Here is a 17,933-nt window from a genome sequence, read left to right as displayed (position 1 = left end):
AGGAACACGCTGTGAACGACATCGACACCGTCCGCATCGCCCTGCACAACGCTGTTCTGGGCGACATGCGTTCCAGCCGGCCCAAGCAGCTGGTCAAGGCGCTCCGATACCAGGCTGACGACTTCGAGGGCGACGACCGAGGGATCGCGGAGGGCTGCGCCAGCGAGGAGGACTTCCAGCTGGCACTGCGCAACGCGAAGGTGACAGACGCGCTGATAGAGCTGTGGCGCAAGGAGCTGACCGCGTGGGACTACCAGGACGCTGCCGCGTGGTCGCGGGCCGAGGCCCGTACCGACGCGCGGCGTGCCGACATCTACGCACGCCTGGAGCTGGCCGAGGAGACCCGCAAGCTGCTCACCTCCCTGATCCCGGTGTTCAAGGAGGAGACGCCGGTCGTCATCAGCGAGGACCACCAGGAGTGGTACTCCACGAGCGTCCAGCACGGCCGGGAGTTCTACTGGCCGAGGTATCAGCAGCTGCTTACGGCGAAGGGCTGGCCGGCACATGCTGTGAGCGGGCTGGACGAGGCGTCGGACCGGGTGGTGGAGTGTCTGGCCGATCCGGCGGCACCGGCCGTCTACCAGTCCCGTGGGCTGGTCGTGGGCTACGTCCAGTCGGGTAAGACCGCGAACTTCACCGGCGTGATCGCCAAGGCGATGGACGCGGGTTACCGCCTGGTGATCGTGCTCAGCGGCACGTTGAACCTGCTGCGCGGCCAGACCCAGCGACGCCTGGACATGGAGCTGGTGGGGCGCGAGAACATCCTGCGCGGAGCCGGCGAGTACGAGTCGGACTACGCGGACGACCCGGACTGGGCGAAGGGGTCCTTCGCCACCTTCGGTGCGTCGCCGTCCACTCTGGGCGGCTTCGACATCGTGCGGATGACCACCCGCGACCACGACTACAAGAGCCTGCTGCAAGGCATAGTCGCCCTGGAGTTCGAGAAGCAGGAGCCCGCGCTTCCGCTGCACGATCAGCAGAACCTGCACCGCTCCCATGCACGACTGATGATCGTGAAGAAGAACAAGACCGTGCTCGCGAAGCTGGTCAAGGACCTCAACAAGATCAAGACACCCCTGTCAGAGATCCCTGTCCTGATCATCGATGACGAGGCCGACGAGGCGTCCGTGAACACCGCCAACCCGGCGAAGCCGGACGCGGAGCGCACCGCGATCAACAAGAAGATCTCGGAGCTGCTGGGCATGCTGCCCCGGGCGCAGTACGTGGGCTACACCGCGACCCCGTACGCGAACGTCTTCGTTGACCCCAGCGACACGGAGGACATCTACCCGAAGGACTTCATCATCTCCCTGCCCCGTCCGGCCGGATACATGGGGGCGAGCGACTTCCACGACCTCGGCGGCCGACTTCCGGAGGAGGAGCGGACGTTCGCCAACTCCAACGAGAAGGCCCACGTCCGGGATGTGGTGGTGACCGATGAGGACAACGACGAGAGCCTTCAGCAGGCGATCGACATGTTCGTCCTCACGGCCGCGATGAAGATCTACCGCGAGGAGCACGATCCGGACGGCCGCCTCCGCTTCAAGCACCACACCATGCTGATCCACGAGTCGGTGCGCACCTTGGAGCACCGCGAACTCCTGGGAAGGGTGACCAAGTTGTGGTGGGAGGGCGGCTACACGGGTCCGCGTGGACACGAACGCCTGCGGCGCCTGTTCGAGGACGATGTCCTGCCGGTCTCCCAGGCGCGGGCCGCCGGCTATCCCGTTCCGTCGTCCTTCGAGGAGCTGTCCCGGTACGTGGGCGCGGCGTTCCATCGCATCGGCGGCGACGACAAGCCGGTGATCGTCGTCAACGGGGACAAGGAGATCGAGAACCGGGAGGCGGACTTCGACCGCCGACCGATCTGGAAGATCATCATCGGTGGGCAGAAGCTGTCCCGGGGTTTCACCGTGGAAGGACTGACCGTCTCCTACTTCCGCCGTGCGGCCAACAACGCCTCCACGCTCATGCAGATGGGCCGCTGGTTCGGCTTCCGCGAGGGCTACCGCGACCTGGTGCGGCTGTACCTGGGGCGGGAGGAGAAGGTCGGCCGCAAGGAGCGTGACCTCTACGAGGAGTTCGAGGCGATCTGCCGGGACGAGGAACTGTTCCGGCAGGAGATCCGCCAGTACGCCAAGCCCGTCAACGGCGAGCGTCAGATCCGCCCGCGCGATGTCGCACCGTTGGTCTGCGCGCACCTGCCGCACGTCAAGCCGGCGAGCGCCAACAAGATGTACAACGCCCGCCTGGTGGAGCAGGACTCGGCGGGCGCATGGGAGGAGCCGGTCGCCTATCCGACGTCGGTGACCGCGCTGCGGCACAACACGGGGCTGTGGGCGCCGGTGCTTGAGTCCCTTTCGGCGACGACGACCGAGTTCTCCCACCCGGGCGCCACGAACCGGTTCTCCGCGCTGACGGGCAGACTGGACGCTGCGGCGTTCTACACGCTGGTCAACGCACTCAAGTGGGAGGACCCGGACAAGTTCTTCCCCCACCTGGCGTTCCTTCAGAAGATCACGGACGCGTCCGCCCGGAAGGTGGATGACTGGGTGGTTCTGGCCCCCCAGCACGCCCGGTCAGGTGCCGGGTTCACCTTGGCCGGTAGCGAGCGCAGCTTCTCGTGGTTCGCGCGTAGCCGCCGGCGCGGCCCGCTGTTCAGCGCGATCAGCGACCCCAAGCACCGTACGGCGGGTCTGCGCATCGCGGGCGCTGAGGCGCTGCCGGGCAACCAGGCCCTTGAGGACCTGGTGACGCCCCGACGCGGTGCCGTCGTGCTCTATCCCGTCGTGGAGGGGCCGAATCGGCAGCAGGTGGAGGAGACCGGGCGGATCGAGGCGGGCAAGCTGGTGATGGCGTTCGCGTTCGTGGCGCCCATGTCGGCGCGCAGCGATGACGGCCGTACGGTCCGCTTCCGGGTCATCGACTCGACCAAGGGTCCGATCATCGACGCGTAGTCGACATGGCGACAGGGGGACGATGTGCGTGGTGAGGGTCGGCGGATGTCCGCCGTGGCGCTGTGTGCGGGAGCCGGGGGCTTGGCGCTCGGGCTGGAAGAGGCGGGGTTCGATCCGGTGCTCCTGGTGGAGAACCGTGCCGTCTCCTGCGAGACGCTGCGGCAGAACCGTCCGGAGTGGAACGTCCTGGAGGCGGACCTCCTGGACTTCGATCCGGCCGAGCATCCTGTCGCCTATGACGTCGACCTCCTCTACGGAGGGCTGCCCCGCGTCCCGGCGAGCGCCGTCGCGGGGCGTGGCAACGGTGACGAGGAGGTCCGTCTCCTGGAGGCGGCGGTCCTCCTCGTCCACGCGGTCCGGCCGCGCGCCCTGCTGATCGAGAACGTGCCCGAGCTGGCCACCAAGGAGACGTACGCCGGTATCCGCTCGTACATGGGGCAGGAGCTGTCCCACCTCGGCTACGAGCAGCAGTGGTTCACGCTCAACGCACGGGATTTCGGCGTTCCGCAGGACCGCAAGGAGGGGGTGCTGGTCGCCCTCGCCGGTGATGCCATGGGACGGTACGTTCCGCCGGCGCCGGCCGGAGCGCGGGCGCCGACCGTGGGCGAGGCGCTGGGCGAGTCGATGGCGGGCGGGGGCTGGCCGCAGGCGTCCGCGTGGGCGGCTCAGGCCGACTCCGTGGCGCCGACCTTGGTCGGCGGCTCCTGGAAGCGTGGGGGTGCCGACCTCGGGCCGACGGGCTCGAAGCGCGCTTGGGCCCGGTTGGGGGTCGACGGCGGCACCGTGGCGAACGAGGTGCCGGGCCCCGACTTCCGCTGGGACCCTGATCAGGGACGTGCCGGTCTGGTGCCCCTCACGGTCGAGCAGGCCGCCACGCTGCAGGGCTTCCCCGAGCAGTGGGTCTTCGCCGGTCGCAAGACGGCGCGCTATCGACAGGTGGGCAACGCGACGCCGCCTCCAGTGGGACGCGCGCTGGGCCGATCCATACGGTCGGCGCTGGACTGAGAGGGTCTACTGTCAAGCTCTCCCGATCCGCCGTACACCGCATCGCTGGACACCGGTAACCTGTGAGCTCTTCGGTGGCGAACGCCGCTGGTGAAGCCTCTGGAGCCACACTGACCCAGGGCGTGCAAGGTTCAAACTGGAGTACGTGTGGGCGATTTCGAGATCATCGACCTCTTTGCCGGACCCGGTGGGCTCGATATGGGCGCCCACAGTCTCGGCATCCCGGTCACCGGGATCGAGTTCGACGCCCATGCCTGCGCGACGCGGCGTGCCTTCGCGAAGACCGTGGGCGACGAGGGTCCGTACATGCGCACCGAGGAAGCCGACGTCCGCGACTGTCACCCGGAGAAGTACGGCTCAGCGAACGTCCTCACCGCGGGACCGCCCTGCCAGACCTTCAGCGTCGCCGGCACGGGGACCGGCCGGAAGAACCTGGACATGGTGCTCGGTTTCCTGCACCGCATGGGCGACGGCGAGGACGTCACCGCGGAGCTGGAGAACCTGGAGGATCCGCGCACCGGCCTGGTCCTGGAGCCACTGAAGTGGGTCCTCGCCCGGCACGACAGCAACCCGTTCGACGTCATCGTCATGGAGCAGGTGCCGGCCGTTCTGCCGGTCTGGCACGCGGTGGCGAGGGTGCTACGGGACCGTGGGTACGCGGCCGAGGCGGGAGTGCTGCACACGGAGGAGTACGGCGTTCCCCAGACCCGCAAGCGTGCGCTGCTCATCGCGCGACGCGAAGGTCCCGTGACGTTCCCCGCCCTCACCCACCAGCGGTATAAGAAGGGCCACGCCCCGGTCGAGGATCATCCCGAAGGTCGGCTGCCGTGGGCGTCGATGGACTCGGTCCTCAAGCGCGGTGCCTTCACGGTCGTGTCGAACTACGGCACCGGCGGCGACCCCAAGAAGCGGGGACGGCGCACGCAGGCCGACCCCGCCTTCACCGTGACGGGCAAGATCGGCCGTAACCGGCTTGTGTCGCCTGACGGCCGCGACCTGGGGCGCTTCACCGCCTCCGAGGCCGGCCTGTTGCAGACCTTCCCCCGCGACTACCCGTGGCAGGGCATCGACAACGACGTGCAGCAGCAGATCGGCAACGCGATCCCGCCGCTGCTCGCCGCACACATCCTCACCGCCGCGCTGGGCCTGCCGTCGCGACCGGCCGGTCAGGTACTGGGCTACGACGGCTTCTGAGCGACGACCCGCACGCACCTCGGTATGGTCTTCCGGGCCTGCGCTGGTAGGTCCCACGTGTATTCGAGGGGAAACGTGTCTGGTGAGCGGCTTGCCGCAGAGTGGGTCCTGTCCTGGTGGGAGCAGGCCGACGCTGCACTGACACAGCTGATGCAGTCCTTCTTCCCGACGCACGGCTTCCCGCCCGACCACAACGTCGTGATGCTCGCAACCGACGACAGTCACGCGGCGACGTCCGCACTCGTGGACCTGACACCGATTCCCTCCGACCTGACCACGCTCTACCGGGTGATCAGCGAGGCTTCCCTGCCCGACGTCGACAGCGGCTACTTCATTCACTCACCCGCAACAGCGGCGGCGCACTTCCGCGAGTACGGTCCCGCTCCGATTGGCGGTGAATTCGTCGCGCTGGTCTTCGCCAGCGACGGCGGGGGCCACCTGTTCGCGATCGGAGACAGCGGACGGGTCTGGAGGTCCACCACGGCTTCCTGGCTTGACGACTTCGAGGTTGTGGCGTCCAGCTTGCAGGAGTTCCTCGAACAGCTCGGCCGGCGGATCGCGGACCAGCCCTGATCGTCGGCGGAGGAACAACGCGTCTCCCGGCCCCACCGGTTATCTCGTTCCGCAGGCGGGGAATCGCGAGCAGGGCTGCGGTGATCTTCTACCCAGGGGATCATCCCCTGGGTAGAAGATCACCGATTCCACAGAGACTCATCATCGGCCGCTACCACGCCGCCGTATCGGTCGGCTTGTCCAGGCGTACGCCGTCGCTCTGGTGGGGCACCGTCGCCGCACCGCCCTGCGGTCGCTGTCTGAGCGGCGCCTCCTCCAGGAGCTTCTCGAACAGGGGCAGCAGTGCCTCGACCGCGCGCGGGTGGACGTGTCCGTCCTCGGGGCCGTCGGGCAGGCGGTCCCACGGCACCGCCGGGGCGTTGCCCGTCTCCGCGATCCAGGCCAGCAGTTCCTCCTGGTCGCACGGCTCGTCGGGGGCGAGCAGATCGTAGAAGAGGGTGCTGCCGGCTGCGTTGACGGCGGAGGACAGTGCGTTGACGTGATCGCCCGGCTTGGAGACCTGCTCGTGCAGCAGACGCGCAACGATCCGCAGGATCGCCTGGGCGGTGGGCCGGTGGTCGATGACGTCGAGGCGCATCGTCGTGTTGAGCACGTCCTGGACGCGGCAGGCCACCTCGACGGGCTGGTAGTCGGGGCCGTTGCGGAAGAGTTCGGCCGCCCACCACAGGCGGGAGAACGCCTGCGTGTAGTGGAGGCCGGTGAAGCGACCCGCGGGTGCCTCCTTCGTTCCGCCGCCTCCCCACCGCCACACCACATAGTCGGGGGCGACGACCAGGGCGAGGAAGTTCCAGAGTCGGCTGTCCGCCGCCTCGGCGCGCGTCATGCGGAGGGTGGCGTGCAGGCGCGGCGCCAGCCAACTGTCAGCCGTGGACGGGTTGTCTGCGAAGCGGTCCATCGCCTCGTCGAGGAGTTCACGCACCGGTGCCGTACGCCACCGGGCATGGTCCTCCGGCAGCAGCGAGGCTGCCTTGACCAGGGCGGTGCGTGGCGGGAGTTCGTGGCCCGACTGCACTGCGGGCGTGAGGTGTTCGGCCACCACGGCGTCGGGGAGCAGGCCGAGCACCTGAGCGGTGCCGAGACCGGTTCGAGGGCTCATCAGACGGTCCCCTTCTCTGCGCGGGCGGCGGAGCGCACCGCGCTGGTCAGCTTCCTGGTGAGTTGGCTGCGCTTGGTGGCGGCGTACTGGATACCCGTCTGCAGCTCGGCCCAGCCGTAGCCGTTGACGCGCCGCTTGCTGATCTCGTACAGGGCGTCCGCCGTCGTACGACCCGGCATGACGTCGGGCATCATCAGGGTCAGCACCGACTCACGCCAGCCGCCGGGCATGACGGGCGTGCCGTCATCCTCGGTCTCCAGGTCGCTGACCGCGGCGTGGAAGAGCGAGGTCCACACGTCCTGGGCGATCTGACCCGCGGTGAGCTCCCGCAGCGTCCGCTCGGCAACGGAGCCACCGCTCCCGTTCAGAACGTCCATCAGGCCCTCGACCGCGCCGGTGTTGAGATGGACGGTGGGTAGATCCCCTGCCGGCTCGACCAGCCAAGCGGCGTCCGCGTAGGGACGCAGCCACTCCAGTTCACCGTTACGGAAGTCGCTGGCGAGGATGTTGACCTCGCTGGCGCGATTGGGTTTGGCAGCCATGAGGTCGATGTACCAGGGCTGCTGGGCGGTGCCGATGACGCGGCCCGCGATGCCCTCGACTGTGGCGACGACGATGAGGCTCAGCGTGGCCCGTACCCGGTGCAGGGACTTGAGAAGGTCGATGCTGCCGTGCCAGCGTCCGTCCTCTCCGCCCGCCAGCCGGGCCACGGTCCGGGCGTTGGTGGCCTTCTCCGTCAGTACGGCGACGCACTGCACCTGCGACCAAGGCCCGTCGGGCAGTTCGGCCTTGGGCAGCACCGCGGCGACGCTCAGGGTGGCGCGCTCCCAGTGCTCGCGGCCGGAGAGGTGCAGCGCGACGGTCTGCTCGTCGGTGGATACGCAAGTGGCGTACGGGAGCGGGGAATCATCTACGGAGACGGACAGGACCTCGGCGGTGGTGTCGCCGAAAAGGACGGGGTAGGGGTAGACAGCCTTCACGCGGCACCTCCGCGGGCCTTGGTGAGGTCCACGATGAGGCGGGCGAACCCGCTGCGGACGGGATGGGTGGAGGGGTCGGTGGTGCCGGTGAACGTCGCGGTGCGCACGCCGCCATCGATGATGAGGGTGTCGGAGACGACGCGACAGTTCTCCGTCGCGGCCAGGAAGGCCCAGTCCACCAGGCGTCGTCCGCCGGAACGCACGTCGAACTTCGCGACTGGGGTCAGCTGCCAGCCGTCAGGGTTCTCCGGAACCTTGACCACCACGGAAATCTGCCAGGCTCCGTCGGCGAGGACGTGAGCGGAGACGTTGCGGACGGTGGGGAAGTTCTGCGGTCGGGCGCTTGCCCCGGGGGTGCCGGGAACGCCGGGCGCATCCAGTTTCAACAGCTCACGCAGGACGGAGGGACCGTCCTGTTGTGCCTTCTCACGCCGGCCCACCAGGTCACGTACCGCCTGGTCGATGGCGCTGCGGAACTCGCGGAGTCGGGTCAGGGCGCCCCGCTCGTAGAGGGAGGTCAACTCCTCGGTGCGGTCCCATCGGTCGTGCTCGGGCGGCTCCGAGGCGCGGAGGAACTCTTCAGCGAGACGTACATCCTCACTGTCGCGTTCGGTGGCGTAGCCGGCGAGAAGCACTCCTTGGAACGGCATGGCGCCGAGAGGCAGTTCGCGCGGCCGGTGCTGGGAAATGCTCATGCGGTTACCGCGCATCAGCACAACCCGGTTGGGATGCTCGGCGTTCTCGGCCGCCGCGGTGATGAGGAGGACGGCCTTGTGCTCGCGTCCCTTGTCGCGGCTGCGGCCGCGGCCCTTCAGCGGCGTGACGGTCAGCGGCACGTCCACAGCTGCCACCTGGTGGGCTGCGGTCAGTTCGGAGACGGTCTCCCCGTCGAGGTGCGCCTGCAGGGCGCGGGAGAGGGCCGGGTGTCGGCTGTAGGGGTCGACACGCTCCTCAGCGATGACGACCTGCCCGTTGCGCATCGTGGTGACGTGGGCTTCGAGCAGGGGGCCGGCTCGGTCGCCGCCGATCATCGCCGCCCAGAACCCGTCAGCCAGGGAGCGCACCAGCTTGGCGTGCATCTCGTGCAGATCCTCGGCGTCGCCGGAGGCATCGTGGGCGCCGACGATGAGGAACGAGGTCCCCGGCTCGTCGCCGGTGCGCTCCAGGTGCAGCTCGCGCAGCGTCTTGTCGTCGGCCCACCAGGACCGCGAGATGCCCTTGTGGGCAGGCTCGGTGTCGGGCTCACCGAACCAGGCCGGCCCCGCGTAGGCGAGGCCGTCCACCTCGCGCCAAGGCAGGTCAAGCCGACCCACGACGCGCCCCGCGGTGCGGCCCTCGTGCGGTTCGGAGAGCGTGGAGTTCATGAGGACGAGCCCGAAGCGGCTGGTCGCCCACAGGGTGGCCTTGCCCAGACCGTACGAGCCGCCGGCGCGTCCGGCCGACTGCTTGTGGCTGTCGAGCTGCCGGCGGACGACCGCCGCGAAGCGCCCGTCCTGGTACTCCGGGCCGGTGAGGCCGGCGGCGTTGTAGTCGTCGATGCGCAGCAGGAGCAGACTCTGGTGGTCCTGGAGATCATCGAGGGCGGCGCGCAGGCTACGCGAGACCTTCTGGCCGCCGGAGGCAGCCGCCTCGTAGTGGTCGGCCAGTTCGTGCCAGCGCAGCGCGCCGCGGAAGGTGTGGAACGACTCGCCGGAGATCTCGTGCAGGGTGTAGCGCACCCGCACCGGGCGGTTGCGGTCGGTCTGCTCGTCCAGGGAGTTCTGCGTGGCTTCGCGCGCCAGTACGGCCAGGTCGGCGTCGAAGGCGAAGGCGGCGGCATTGCCGTACTCCCGGCCGCCGTCCGTGTGCGCCGGCCTGTGGTGCCAGGTGAGCGGCATGGAGGGTGCCACATCGGCAGTGCGCTCGTAAACGGTGGCGAGGTCCACCCCGAAGACCTCGGCGATGGCCCGCTTCATCTCCTCGCGCGGCTCGGCACGACCGTTTATCCACGCCGAGACCGCGGCGCGGGTGAGGTTGAGCCGCTCGGCGAGCTCGGTCTGGGACATCCGCGTGATGTCGAGTTGTCGGTTCAGCCACGTTCCGAAGTCACGCCCCGGTGCCACCGCCACTGCCGCCCCCCACGTTTCTCGGTCAACCGTTCAGGCGACCACCCTAAAGGGTTCCTTTGACAAGTGGGGTCTTGTCAAAGGAAATTGTCGGACGCACCGTCACGAAGCTGCTGGCGGGCGGCGGCGGCCCACTGCCTCGCGTACTGCGCGGCTGCACTCCTCCACCGGCTCGTGCTCCCAGAAGCGCAGGACGAGCCAGCCGGCCTCCCGCAGGCGGGCGTCGGTCTCCCGGTCGCGTTCGATATTGCGGTTGATCCGCTCACGCCAGTAGTCCGGGTTGGTCTGCGGGGCGGTGAAGTGCTGGGGGCAGCCGTGCCAGAAGCAGCCGTCCACGAAGACCGCGACGCGCGCCGGGCGGAAGACGATGTCGGCGGTGCGGCGCAACTCCGGCAGCGGCCGTACGGAGACGCGGTAACGCAGCCCCGCGGCGTGCAGCATGGAGCGCAACTCCCGCTCCGGCTTGGTGTCGCGGCCCCGGTTGGCAAGCATGCTCCTGCGGTTGCCGGCCGAGGAGGCCCACGAGCCCTTGGGCGGCTTCCACGGAGTAGGCGGCTGCTTCGTCATCGGGTCGGGAGCCTACCCGGGTGCGGGTCGCTTCCGGGCTTGCCGCTTGCCGGAAGGCCGCGGCGCCGGGGTGGTCGGCTGTCGTCCGGCCAGGAAGCGGAGAAGGACGGTGGTTTGCTGCTCGTCCTTGGGGACGTGCGGCGTGAGGTCATCCGTACGGAAGAGGTCGAGGTAGCGTGCGGTGCAGTGGGTGCGGAGCCACTGGGCCGCCGCCTCCGTGGCGCGTTCCCGGGCGCCGCCTGTGACGGTGATCGTGCCGCAGGGGCGGCCGTCCCGGATGGTCGCCGCGTTGATGGTCCAGGAGGGTTCGGCCGCCTCGCGGACCGCGCGGACGTAGAGCGCGATCACGTCGTGGTGGTGGGCGTCCTCGGGAACCGACAGCGCGGTCGTGGTCTCGTACGTGATGCCGCGCGGCACCACCGCGATGACCGACTCCGCCTCGGCGCGCATCATCTCCGGCAGAACGCTGGTGTAGGTGTCCGAGGTGATCTGGCGGGAGGAGTGGCCGAGGCGCTCCTGGACGACCTTGATGTCGTTCTTCGCGAGGAGGGAGAGCGTCGCGGAGATGTGGCGCAGGTCATGCAGGCGGACCGGGGGCAGGCCGGAGAGTTCGACCAGGCGGCGGAAGCGGCGTGAGACCCAGTCGGGGTGCAGGCCCTCACTGTTCTCATAATCCGCCGGCCGTGGGTTCGAGTCCCACCCGCCCCACCGGACAGAGGCTTGAAAACCGCCCCTGACCAGCAGCTTCACCAGACTGAGGCCCATCGCGCCCACGCGATGGGCCTCAGCTTATGCCGAAACCAAGATCATGGGCCCGAACTGGGCCCGAGAGGTCGCCGGCACGGCCCCACACCTCTCTCCGCAGGCCCCCGCCCCCGCCCGCAAGGACAGCTGGAAGGCCGCGCCCGCGTCCGGTTACGCGATGGACACGCACAATGCGTGCGTTATGACGTTCGACCCCGACGAGTACGCGTTCTCGGGGCTGCGGGCGGGGGCGAGCGGCTTCATGCTCAAGGACGTGCCGCCGGGTGAGCTCCTCACGGCGATCCGCTCGGTGCACGACGGCGACGCGGTCGTCGCGCCCGGCACGACGCGGCGCCTCATCGACAAGTTCACGGCCGTGATGCCGGCGACGCTGCGCGAGCAGCAGCACCCCGAGCTGAGCCGCCTCACCGACCGCGCGGTACGCGGCGGCGCGGCGGCGTGCGCCGTCGTCTTCGGTCATGGGCCGAGCGTGTCACGCGTCCCGCGGCAGCCAGGCCCCCGCCGGCGCCTCCAGCCAGCGCCCCTCGACCCCCAGCGCGTCCACCGCCTCGCGCAGCACCCGCAGCCCGGGGTGGTCCGCGACCCCCGGCCGCCACATCAGCCGCCACGGGAAGAGGGCGACCGGCTCGACCAGCGGACGCAGCACCGCGCCCGGGACGGGGGGCTGCGTCGCCAGCACCAGCACCGGCGCGTCCCGGTCCCGGATGTGCCGCGCCAGCTCGTCGCCGCCCGCCACGTGCGGATGCGCGCGGGCGGCGTCCGCCCCGAAGGGCGCCGGCAGTTGCAGGACCGCCGCCTCCCAGCCTGGCGTTGCGTGGCCGCCGGCGCGGACGCAGGGGCGCTCGTCCTTCAGGGCCGCGAGGGGGACGGCCTCGTACGCGGCGAGGGGGTGCCGCTCGGGGAGCAGGACGGCGAGCGGCTCGTTGCGTACGGGCTGCTGGGCGACGGCCGCGGTCCCTGGGCGGCCGAAGGTGGCGTCCAGCCGGCCGGCCTGGAGGGCGTGCAGCGCGGGCTCGGGGCCGTTCTGGAAGCGGGCGAAGAACTCCAGGTGCGGGGCGCCGCGCCGGGCCGCGTCCAGCACGAGGGAGGGCGTGAGCCCCGGCGCCACGACGTCCACGATCAGCCCGGGCCGCTCGCCGCCCAGCTCGCGCAGCGTCTGGTCGTGCAGCGCGAGGAGCTCGCGGGCGCGGCGCAGCAGCGTCTCCCCCGCGGGGGTGAGCGCCACGTGCCGGGTGCTGCGCTCGACCAGGGGTACGCCGACCCGCTCCTCCAGCCGCCTGATCTCGCGGCTGAGGACCTGCTGGCTGATGTAGAGCCGCTGGGCGGCACGGCTGAAGTGGAGCTCCTCCGCGAGGGCGGTGAAGTAGCGCAGCAGGCGGGGCTCCAGATCGTGGGGCATGCGGCAGGCCTACACGGCGCGGCGGCCTGCGTCTACATCCGCAGGGTGTGGATCGGGGACCCACAGGTGTTGGCCCGGCGCGGGTTGCGGGCGCGACCGTCGTCGTATGAACCGCGAACGTGCGACCGCCGCCGTCCAGTACGGCCTCACCGGTGTCCTCACCGCCCTGTGGGGCGCCACGCTGCCCGCCACCGACGCGCGCCTCGGTCTCGGCGAGGCCCGCCTCGGCTCGACGCTGCTCGCGCTGGCGCTGGGCGGCATCGCCGTCATGCCGCTCGCCGGCCGCCTGGCCGCCCGGCGCGGCGGCTCCCTGCTGCTGCGTACGGCGGCTCCCGCCGCGGGCGCCGCCCTCGCGGGCCCGGCGCTGGCCCGCGGCTATCCGGCGCTGCTCGCCGCCGCGGTCGTCCTGGGCGGTCTCCTGGGCGCCCTCAACGTGGCGCTCAGCCTGCGGGCGACGGCCGTGGAGCGGAGCTCGGGCCGGCCGGTGATCTCGACGCTGCACGGCGTGTGGACGCTCGGCGCGGTCGCGGGCGGCGCGGCGACGTCGGCCGGGCTGCACGCGGGGGTGCCGGCGCAGGTGCTGCAGGGGGTGGGGGCGGCGATGCTGGCGGCGGCGTTCGCGGCGGTCGGGGGTTACGACGACGCGGAGCCTCCCGTACGCCGCCGGCCGGGCCCATCCGGGCGTGCTCCCGGGTTGGCTCTCGGGCTGATCGGCGCGGCGGCGTTCCTCGCGGAGGGGGCGGCGACGGACTGGGCGGGCGTCCACGCGCGGCGCGTGCTCGGCGCGGACCCGGCGGCGGCGTCGCTGACGTACACGGTCTTCTTCGCCGCGATGACGGCGGTCCGCTTCACGGGCGACGCGGTACGCCCCCGCCTGGGCCCCGTCCGCACGCTCCGCCTGGCGGGCGCGACCGCCACGGCGGGCTACGCGCTGGTCCTGACGGCGGCGGGCGTCCCGGCGGCGACGGCGGGGTGGGCGCTGGCCGGCGCGGGCATGGCGCTGGTCTGGCCGGTCGTGGTGAGCGCGGCAGGCACGTCCCCGGGCGGCGCGCGCACCCTGTCCTGGGTCACCACCCTCGCCACGGCAGGCGGCCTCGCGGGCCCGGCCCTGATCGGCTTCACAGCCGAGGCGACGACGTTGACGACGGCACTGCTGCTCCCGGCGGCGCTGGCGGTCGCGGTGGGCCTGGCGGCCCGGGCGGTGAGGCCGGCGGATAGGACGTACGAGACCGCGGACCCCGCCCGTGCGGCGTTTGAGGGTGAGGCGCGCAGCACCGATTGAAGGCCGCGGCCTCACCACCGGCCATGCATAGGGGCTTCTTCTCCCCGCACCTGACCACCGAGCGGTGACTTCGACGGCGCAGGGGGATGACCGAGTACGTTCGGGCGGCCGCGGCCCCCGACAACCCTGAGACGCCGGTTGGATTTTCCGCTGCGCGTACGGGCGCCGACAGCGAACCCGGCACCGCTTTCGCGGGGGATGAGGTGTGGTGAAGCAGATCAGTGCCATGGGGCCACGGCTTCTGTTCGGATCGAACACCCCGGGGGTTCTTCCGCCGCCCGGGCCGGTCTTGACCGCACCTCTCAACGGACCAGATCATTCGCCCAGTTGAAGGGAAGGGAGACGCCATGGAGTGGGCTCAGAACGCCCAGGCATGGGCCGCCATCGGCAGCAGCGCGATGTCCCTCGTCGGCCTGGGGTTTCTGATCGTCCAGCTGCGGCACCTGGTGGAGAACCTCCACTCCACCGCGCGCCGGTCGACCTACGAGGTGGGCATCCGCCTCAAGGAGGTGTTCATCGAGCACCCGCACCTGCGGCCGTACTTCTTCGAGAACGCCGAAGCGCCGCCCGAGCATCCCGAGCGCCATCGGATCGCTGCGGTGGCCGAGTTGTACTGCATATACATGCAGGAGATCTCCTCCCAGCAGCGCAACGTCTCCCCCGCGAACCGGGCAGCCTGGAAGGCCCTCCTGACGTCGATCTACACGTCGAGCCCGGCCGTAAGGCACCAGCTGGCCACCCACCACGGCTGGTACTCGCAGGAGTTGACCGCCGCGCTCCACGAGATCCGCGCCGCGGTCCCCACCCCTCCCGCGCCCGCCCCTCTTTCCACGTAGGTCGGGGGCGTCCCCCCTTCCCGAGGCACCCTTGTCCGCAACGAGGTGGCCAGGCGGGTCAAGAACCTGCTCCTCACCCTGCGCCTGAGGCGAGGCGCAGGGTGATTACCGTCGTCGCGCTGTAGACGAATCATCCCGATGTGGTCAGTGGCCGTAGGCGGTCAGAGATCGCATGACGGGCAGTGCGGTCTTGTGGTTGCGCCAGATCGCCGCGGCCAGCGCGAGGACGTACTGCGCAACGCGAACGGCGACACCTTCGAAGGCCCGGCCGTCATGTCGTGCCGTTCCAGGTCAAGCCGGCCCTGAGGGTGCCGTTCCCCGACTCGATCAGTCGCGGCAGGCAGTCACCTGCGCAGCCATCCCTTCTTCTTGGGAGGATCGGCGGGGACCAACTCCCGTGTCATCACCAGCTCGGCGACGTAAATGCGCATGTGTCCGGAGATCGTGCTGGGGCTGCTGGAGCCCTCATACCAGACCGACCGGGTCTGCTCCACGAGCCAACTCGTCGGAGACGTACGGAACACGAAACGGCCATACTCCTCGCGGTCAAAGAGGCGCGCCGCATAGGTCCGGCTCATTTCCTCGGCCCGCGCGAGGGCTGCTTCCCTTCCGTCTTCGACGGATATCCGTTCCACCAGCTCCCATTCATTGCTGCCACCGTACGACTCGTTGGCCTCCACCAGCACGTACCAGCTCATGACTCCGTACCCGCCGTGCGTCCTGTGCGTACATCCAATCTAGACAACCCATCCCGAATGCTGACGGTGCATCCGGGATACGTGGTCGTGTAGCCGCAGGCGCTCGCGCCGATACCTCCCCCGTTCCGCCAGACGGTCAAGATCGATTGATCATAGAATTACATCATCAACCTTGCAGGAACCCCTCCCGCGAGACCCCAGGCGAGGAAGCCGCCCGCGAGCGCCGCGACCCCGACCGCGGCCGGCGAGATCTACGAGATCGCGCTGGCGGACATCGAGCCCGATCCCCACTGGCCCCGGAAGTTCTTCGAGGAGCGCGCCATCGAGGGAGCGACCGCGATCCGCGCGACGGTCGTCAAGGGCATGGACGACGTGCAGGTGCTCGTCAACGGCATCTCCGAGAACCTCGGCCGCGCGGACATGACCGTGATGGAGGAGGCGCAGGCGTACGCGGACCTGGTGGGCTTCGAGTACGCGCCGGAGCGCATCGGGGAGATGTTCGGCAAGAGCGCCGAGTACGCGAAGTGGCGGATGGGCCTGCCGAACCTGACCACCTCGATCGCCAGGGGCGGGAGAACCAGGACGGGTTCTTCTCGGAGAAGGAGTTGTCGGAGAAGGAGAAGGGGGAGCAGTCCAAGGCTCGTCGGCAGGCGAAGGGCAAGGCCGACCAAGTCGAGCGGGCCGACGGCCTGTTGGAGGAGCCGGTGAAGCTGAGACCCGAGGAGCTGGCGGGGCTCTTCGAGGGCGAGGCAGGCAGGCACCTGGACGCGGTGGAGCGGGTACGCCGCTCGGCGTCCGAGCCGGCCAAGCGGCTGCGCAGGGCGAAGGCGCTGTCGGAGGTGCAGGTGCCGGAGGTGCGCGAGGAGCAGGTGCGGGAGATCGAGGTGGCACGGCTCGCCGCCGCGCTCCAGACCGCACGCGCCTCGCAGGACGCGGTCCGCGAGCGCACCGGCGCACACGTCGTCTCCGCCGTGCGGCACTTCCGGGAGGGCGCGGTCGCACCGGCCTGCGGGACCGCCTGGCCCGCGACGGCGCGGTCATCGCGATCGCACCCGAGGACACCGAGCACGCCCACCGCCTGTGGCTGTCCCTCGTACGCCGCTGCGTCCCACCGTAAGAGGACCACGCCCCGCCGCCCCTCACCCTCCTGGGCTGGACGGCATGGCTCCAGGACGACACGGCGACAGCCCGCGTCGCCTTCGCCGAGGCGGCCACCATCGACCCGGACCACCCGCTGCCGCTGCTGCTCCTGGACGCGATCAACACGGGGTTGCGGGTGGAGGACGTACGGACACGGTTCGAGCGGGCGGCACCTCGCAAGCCGTGAGCGGCGCTCCGTCCCCGGTCTCGCGCCCGCTGCTTGCGCGGACGGTGGGGCGGGGGTGGGGCGCACGTGGGGCTCGGGCAGCGTCCGCGGAGCCCCCGAAGCGCAGGTCGGCGGCATCCTCTCCCGACAGGAGGGGGCGCTGCCTGCGCGTTGCCGGACCTACCGGTGAAGGCGCCGCTGGGTGGGCGCTACGCGCAGGTGCGGTAGTTGTAGCCGGCGGCTCGGTTCGCGCCCGTCTTGTCGTAGAAGTGGTAGCGGCCGTCGGAGGTGCGCCACAGGTTGAAGGTGTGCACCGCGCCGAGGTACGTGTCGACCGCGGGGTCACCGTTCCGGTCCTGCATGAAGTCCGATGCCTTGTCGAACGCACCGTCTCCCACGATGCCGTCACTGGGCAGGCCGTGCCTCGACTTCCAGGTCGCGGTGGCGGATGCCGTCCTGGATCCGAAGATGCCGTCGATCTCGTTCCAGCCGAGGAGATTGTCGGCCCACAGGATCTTCTGCCACAGGCAGGTGGCGTTGGAGACGGCGTTGATGCTGGTGGTGAGCTTGCCCTCGTCGCGCCAGTCGTCGAAGTAGGGGTCGAAGCCCTCGATGACGTAGCCGGAGGCGTCGATGTAGGCGCCGCCGTCGTAGCTGCTGCTGGCGGAGGCGGGCGTGGTGGCCATCCCGAGCATCGCACCGGCGGTCGCGGCGACGGCGAGGGCGGTCAGGCGGGTCTTGGCGGTGGACACAGGTCTCTCCCCGGATCGGCGGCCTCGATGGCCTCGATGGCCGATGGTGAGGAATGTACGGATCCTGGCGTGTGTGACGAATCCACCGCCCGTTGTATGGAGTTGTAAACCTCTGCGGTAGGCGAAGGCCCCCCAGTGCCCGAGGCGTCGGGGCGCGCGCTGCTGCCTCTGTCCGTATCTCCGTACGGTCGCTGGCGCCTGCTCTCGACGGTGGCCAGGTGGTCAGCCTCGGGTGGCGATGCGTCCGCCCACTACGGCCTGTTCGACGCGGCCGCCCGGCTTGATGCTCGGGGCGATCGCCTGCAGGTGGACCTGGACGCCGCGGACCAGGGTGGTTCCGGTGCCGCCGGAGGGGGCTGTGCCCGTGGGCCTCGCGCCGGGAATGCCCGAGGTGGCGATTCCGCCAGGTGGGTGAGTG

Annotated in this window: 15 protein-coding genes and 3 pseudogenes; 9 read left to right on the top strand and 9 right to left on the bottom strand. The window is 70.2% G+C overall.

What is annotated here, in order from left to right; all coding sequences use genetic code 11:
• Window positions 1-11: 11 nt before the first annotated feature.
• The 4 genes from ACFQLX_RS11880 (at window position 12) to ACFQLX_RS11865 (ending at window position 5,729) form a co-directional block, all read left to right on the top strand.
• Entirely contained in the window at window positions 12-2,957 is a 2,946-nt protein-coding gene (locus ACFQLX_RS11880; protein WP_386414333.1) for a Z1 domain-containing protein, read from the top strand.
• 45 nt (window positions 2,958-3,002) lie between these two features.
• Entirely contained in the window at window positions 3,003-3,962 is a 960-nt protein-coding gene (locus ACFQLX_RS11875; RefSeq protein WP_386414332.1) for a DNA cytosine methyltransferase, read from the top strand.
• A 147-nt stretch (window positions 3,963-4,109) separates the two neighbouring features.
• The gene (locus tag ACFQLX_RS11870; RefSeq protein ID WP_386414330.1) at window positions 4,110-5,156 is read left to right on the top strand and encodes a DNA cytosine methyltransferase; all 1,047 of its coding nucleotides are present in this window, start codon (window positions 4,110-4,112) and stop codon (window positions 5,154-5,156) included.
• A gap of 75 nt (window positions 5,157-5,231) precedes the next feature.
• Window positions 5,232-5,729, top strand: coding sequence for an SMI1/KNR4 family protein (locus ACFQLX_RS11865; RefSeq protein ID WP_386414328.1), 498 nt, complete (start codon window positions 5,232-5,234; stop codon window positions 5,727-5,729).
• Window positions 5,730-5,880: 151 nt separating this feature from the next.
• Here ACFQLX_RS11865 and ACFQLX_RS11860 read toward each other — a convergent pair whose 3' ends face one another.
• From ACFQLX_RS11860 to ACFQLX_RS11840, 5 genes are all read right to left on the bottom strand, one after another.
• Window positions 5,881-6,825: a DUF6339 family protein gene (locus tag ACFQLX_RS11860; protein ID WP_386414327.1), complete on the bottom strand. Its 945-nt coding sequence runs from the start codon at window positions 6,823-6,825 to the stop codon at window positions 5,881-5,883.
• Window positions 6,825-7,805, bottom strand: a complete 981-nt coding sequence (locus ACFQLX_RS11855; RefSeq protein WP_386414326.1) for a hypothetical protein — start codon at window positions 7,803-7,805, stop codon at window positions 6,825-6,827. The genes ACFQLX_RS11860 and ACFQLX_RS11855 overlap by 1 nt, the downstream gene beginning before the upstream one ends.
• Window positions 7,802-9,850, bottom strand: a complete 2,049-nt coding sequence (locus ACFQLX_RS11850) for a helix-turn-helix domain-containing protein (protein WP_386414324.1) — start codon at window positions 9,848-9,850, stop codon at window positions 7,802-7,804. The genes ACFQLX_RS11855 and ACFQLX_RS11850 overlap by 4 nt, the downstream gene beginning before the upstream one ends.
• Before the next feature lie 162 nt (window positions 9,851-10,012).
• Window positions 10,013-10,477, bottom strand: a complete 465-nt coding sequence (locus tag ACFQLX_RS11845; protein WP_386414322.1) for a very short patch repair endonuclease — start codon at window positions 10,475-10,477, stop codon at window positions 10,013-10,015.
• A 12-nt stretch (window positions 10,478-10,489) separates the two neighbouring features.
• The gene (locus ACFQLX_RS11840; protein WP_386414320.1) at window positions 10,490-11,242 is read right to left on the bottom strand and encodes a tyrosine-type recombinase/integrase; all 753 of its coding nucleotides are present in this window, start codon (window positions 11,240-11,242) and stop codon (window positions 10,490-10,492) included.
• 184 nt (window positions 11,243-11,426) lie between these two features.
• Between ACFQLX_RS11840 and ACFQLX_RS11835 the strand changes: the two are divergent.
• A pseudogene (locus ACFQLX_RS11835) lies at window positions 11,427-11,657 on the top strand (DNA-binding response regulator); the annotation flags it as partial.
• Between the two features lie 57 nt (window positions 11,658-11,714).
• Here the strand turns inward: ACFQLX_RS11835 and ACFQLX_RS11830 are convergent.
• A complete protein-coding gene (locus ACFQLX_RS11830; RefSeq protein WP_386414319.1) occupies window positions 11,715-12,641 on the bottom strand; it encodes a LysR family transcriptional regulator in 927 nt (308 codons plus the stop codon).
• A 106-nt stretch (window positions 12,642-12,747) separates the two neighbouring features.
• Here ACFQLX_RS11830 and ACFQLX_RS11825 point away from each other — a divergent pair, with 106 nt between their 5' ends.
• The gene (locus tag ACFQLX_RS11825) at window positions 12,748-13,923 is read left to right on the top strand and encodes an MFS transporter (RefSeq protein ID WP_386414318.1); all 1,176 of its coding nucleotides are present in this window, start codon (window positions 12,748-12,750) and stop codon (window positions 13,921-13,923) included.
• 347 nt (window positions 13,924-14,270) lie between these two features.
• Complete coding sequence (locus ACFQLX_RS11820; RefSeq protein WP_386414317.1) at window positions 14,271-14,759, top strand: hypothetical protein; 489 nt, start codon at window positions 14,271-14,273, stop codon at window positions 14,757-14,759.
• Window positions 14,760-14,903: 144 nt separating this feature from the next.
• Here the strand turns inward: ACFQLX_RS11820 and ACFQLX_RS25805 are convergent.
• Both ACFQLX_RS25805 and ACFQLX_RS11815 read right to left on the bottom strand, forming a co-directional pair.
• Window positions 14,904-15,038: pseudogene (locus tag ACFQLX_RS25805) on the bottom strand (IS982 family transposase); the annotation flags it as partial.
• 65 nt (window positions 15,039-15,103) lie between these two features.
• Complete coding sequence (locus ACFQLX_RS11815; protein ID WP_386414316.1) at window positions 15,104-15,457, bottom strand: HAD family hydrolase; 354 nt, start codon at window positions 15,455-15,457, stop codon at window positions 15,104-15,106.
• Window positions 15,458-15,820: 363 nt separating this feature from the next.
• Here ACFQLX_RS11815 and ACFQLX_RS11810 point away from each other — a divergent pair, with 363 nt between their 5' ends.
• Together ACFQLX_RS11810 and ACFQLX_RS11805 are read left to right on the top strand one after the other, a co-directional pair.
• Window positions 15,821-16,165, top strand: coding sequence for a hypothetical protein (locus ACFQLX_RS11810; RefSeq protein WP_386414314.1), 345 nt, complete (start codon window positions 15,821-15,823; stop codon window positions 16,163-16,165).
• 430 nt (window positions 16,166-16,595) lie between these two features.
• Window positions 16,596-16,784 (top strand): annotated as a pseudogene (locus tag ACFQLX_RS11805) (DUF4192 family protein); the annotation flags it as partial.
• 188 nt (window positions 16,785-16,972) lie between these two features.
• Here ACFQLX_RS11805 and ACFQLX_RS11800 read toward each other — a convergent pair.
• Window positions 16,973-17,515 carry a peptidoglycan-binding domain-containing protein gene (locus ACFQLX_RS11800; RefSeq protein ID WP_386414313.1) on the bottom strand — a complete coding sequence of 181 codons (543 nt, stop codon included), beginning with the start codon at window positions 17,513-17,515 and terminating at the stop codon, window positions 16,973-16,975.
• Window positions 17,516-17,933: the final 418 nt, after the last annotated feature.

Origin of the sequence: Streptomyces polyrhachis (genome assembly GCF_042663125.1) — a bacterium.
Classification (GTDB): domain Bacteria; phylum Actinomycetota; class Actinomycetes; order Streptomycetales; family Streptomycetaceae; genus Streptomyces; species Streptomyces polyrhachii.
Note: the sequence above shows the minus strand (reverse complement) of the source record. Positions and strands in the feature narration are given on the sequence as shown.

Excerpts from the sequence above, each read along its gene's own strand:
- ACFQLX_RS11860 (WP_386414327.1), bottom strand. The coding sequence starts at position 6,825 with ATGAGCCCTCGAACCGGTCTCGGCACCGCTCAGGTGCTCGGCCTGCTC.
- ACFQLX_RS11845 (WP_386414322.1), bottom strand. The coding sequence starts at position 10,477 with ATGACGAAGCAGCCGCCTACTCCGTGGAAGCCGCCCAAGGGCTCGTGG.
- ACFQLX_RS11825 (WP_386414318.1), top strand. The coding sequence starts at position 12,748 with ATGAACCGCGAACGTGCGACCGCCGCCGTCCAGTACGGCCTCACCGGT.
- ACFQLX_RS11830 (WP_386414319.1), bottom strand. The coding sequence starts at position 12,641 with ATGCCCCACGATCTGGAGCCCCGCCTGCTGCGCTACTTCACCGCCCTC.
- ACFQLX_RS11875 (WP_386414332.1), top strand. The coding sequence starts at position 3,003 with ATGTCCGCCGTGGCGCTGTGTGCGGGAGCCGGGGGCTTGGCGCTCGGG.
- ACFQLX_RS11815 (WP_386414316.1), bottom strand. The coding sequence starts at position 15,457 with ATGAGCTGGTACGTGCTGGTGGAGGCCAACGAGTCGTACGGTGGCAGC.
- ACFQLX_RS11810 (WP_386414314.1), top strand. The coding sequence starts at position 15,821 with ATGGACGACGTGCAGGTGCTCGTCAACGGCATCTCCGAGAACCTCGGC.
- ACFQLX_RS11850 (WP_386414324.1), bottom strand. The coding sequence starts at position 9,850 with ATGTCCCAGACCGAGCTCGCCGAGCGGCTCAACCTCACCCGCGCCGCG.
- ACFQLX_RS11840 (WP_386414320.1), bottom strand. The coding sequence starts at position 11,242 with ATGGGCCTCAGTCTGGTGAAGCTGCTGGTCAGGGGCGGTTTTCAAGCC.
- ACFQLX_RS11820 (WP_386414317.1), top strand. The coding sequence starts at position 14,271 with ATGGAGTGGGCTCAGAACGCCCAGGCATGGGCCGCCATCGGCAGCAGC.